Genomic DNA, 2,200 nt, shown 5'->3' with positions numbered 1-2,200 from the left:
TGAGGGCGGATACCGCCCCACGGGGCTCATAATTTCCGCCACTCCTGGTGCGCGCATTTCGTCGAGGTGCGCGTCGACGAGGATTTCGGCACGGTGCGCGTGTCGCGCGTGGTTTCGGCGCTGGATTCGGGCCGGCTCTACAATCCGAAGCTGGCCGAAAGCCAATGGAAGGGCGGCATCATCATGGGCATCGGCCAGGCGCTGCTCGAAGAAGGCATCGTCGACCGCCGCCACGGCCGCATCGTCAACAACAACCTCGCCGACTATCTCGTCCCCACCAATGCCGACATCCCCGACATTGAGGTGATCTCGGTCGGCATCCCCGACCTGCATTCCTCGGTACTCGGCGGCAAGGGCGTCGGCGAACTGGCGATCGTCGGCATGGCGCCGGCCATCGCCAATGCGGTGTTCCACGCGACGGGAAAGCGGATCAGGGATCTGCCGATCACGCTGGAGAAGCTGATCTGAGCGCGTAATCTCCCCCCCCGAGGGGGAGATGTCGCCGAAGGCGACAGAGGGGGTCGTCTCACGTGAAGCGCTAACCTCCGATCGTCGCAAGAAAGTCGCGCCCAGTCGAACCGACCCCCTCTGGCCTGCCGGCCATCTCCCCCTCGAGGGGGGAGATCACTTTCCCTACCATTCCAATGCGAACGCCAGCTTGCCGAAATGCAGGCCGCCGGCGGCCATGTGGGCGTAGGCTTCGGTCGCTTGACCAGGTGAAAACACCTTGTCGACCACCGGCTCGATCCGGGCCGCGCCGATGGCGCGGGCGGCGTCGAAAAGATCGGACACCGATCCGGTGTTGTTGCCGACCACCTTCAGCGCCTTGATGATGATCGGCAGCAGGTTGATCGTGGCTTCGGCGCCGGTGACGAAGCCGATAGTGAACAGCGTGCCGCCGGGCGCGGTGGCGTTGACGGCGCGGGCGAAGGTGGCGGTGCCGCCGGTCTCGACGACAAGATCGGCGCCGCGGCCATCGGTCAGTTCCAGCACCTTGCCGTCCCAGTCTGATGTCGCGCGGTAGTTGATGAGATGATCGGCGCCGAGCGCCTTTGCCCGCTCCAGCTTTTCGTCCGACGACGAGGTGATGATGACGGTGGCGCCGGCGGCTTTCGCCAGCTGCAGGGTGAAGATCGAGACGCCGCCAGTGCCAAGCAGCACGACGACCGAGCCCGGACCGACATTGGCGGCGCGAATGGCGTTCCAGGCGGTGGTGCCGGCGATCGGCAGCGTCGAGGCCGCCTCGAAGGACAGATGCGCCGGGACCGGCACCACCGAATTTGCCGGCAGCGCGACATATTCCGTCAGCGATCCAGGCAGCGAAACACCGCGCATCTGCGTCATCTCGTAGGGCCGCGGCGGCCCGCCGATCCAGCGCGGCTTGGCATGCGCGACGACGCGATCGCCGATGGCGAGCCTCGTAACGCCCTCGCCCAGCGCGACGATCTCGCCGGCGGCGTCGGCGACGGGGATGAGCGGGAAGCTAGGCCCGGGATAGTTGCCGCTCGCCACCGCCACATCGACGAAATTGAGGCTCGCCGCACGCTGGCGGATCAGCACCTCGCCGCGCTGCGGTTCGGGAGTTGCAACGGTGGCGGCGCGGAAGGCGTCCAACCTGGGCTGGCTGAGTTCGATGGCTTTCATGATTTCACTCCGGTGGAACGATTTGATGGATTGAGTGAACCTATTTGCTGCGCTATCTCTGGATAATCTTTGTTTTCTGCAATTGAGAACTGTGAATAATGCAGCAATCTCACGAACCCGCGGCCCTTGCCGAGATGGCTGCCTTCGCCGCCATCGCCGAGGCGCGTTCCTTCACCAGGGCGGCGGCCCGTGTCGGGCGCGACGCGACCATCCTGTCGCGGCGCCTGCAGTCGCTGGAGGCGCGGCTGGGGGTGAGGCTGATCTCGCGCACGACGCGCAGCGTGTCGCTGACCGAAGCGGGTGCCGAATTCCTGGTGCGTGTGCGCGCCATTCTCGCATCCGTCGACGAGGCCGAGGCCATCGCGTCCGCGCATGCCGGGGGCGGCCCGCGCGGCCTGCTCAGGCTGGCGCTGCCCGGCACGTTCGGGCGCATGTGGATCGGGCCGCTGCTGCCTCAATTCCTTGCCGAATTTCCCGATGTCCGCATCGAGGCTGAATTCTCCAACCGCTTCACCGATCTGGTCGCCGAGAATTTCGATGTCGCCGTGCGGCTGGG

The 2,200-nt window shown here is 66.0% G+C and carries 2 protein-coding genes and 1 pseudogene; 2 read left to right on the top strand and 1 reads right to left on the bottom strand.

The features are described from left to right. Positions 1-30: 30 nt before the first annotated feature. Positions 31-468: pseudogene (locus EOA36_RS33855) on the top strand (molybdopterin cofactor-binding domain-containing protein); the annotation flags it as partial. Positions 469-633: 165 nt separating this feature from the next. Here EOA36_RS33855 and EOA36_RS33850 read toward each other — a convergent pair. Beyond that, positions 634-1,644 carry an NAD(P)-dependent alcohol dehydrogenase gene (locus EOA36_RS33850; RefSeq protein WP_127281060.1) on the bottom strand — a complete coding sequence of 337 codons (1,011 nt, stop codon included), beginning with the start codon at positions 1,642-1,644 and terminating at the stop codon, positions 634-636. A gap of 98 nt (positions 1,645-1,742) precedes the next feature. On the opposite strand from EOA36_RS33850, the gene EOA36_RS33845 reads away from it, so the two are divergent. Further along, positions 1,743-2,200 (top strand): LysR family transcriptional regulator (locus EOA36_RS33845; RefSeq protein WP_145969469.1); only part of this gene is annotated, 458 nt, incomplete at its 3' end.

Source organism: Mesorhizobium sp. M8A.F.Ca.ET.021.01.1.1 (genome assembly GCF_003998025.1).
In the GTDB taxonomy this organism is placed as follows: Bacteria; Pseudomonadota; Alphaproteobacteria; order Rhizobiales; family Rhizobiaceae; genus Mesorhizobium.
The sequence above is the reverse complement of the archived record's forward strand: the minus strand, read 5'-3'. Positions and strand labels throughout refer to the sequence as shown.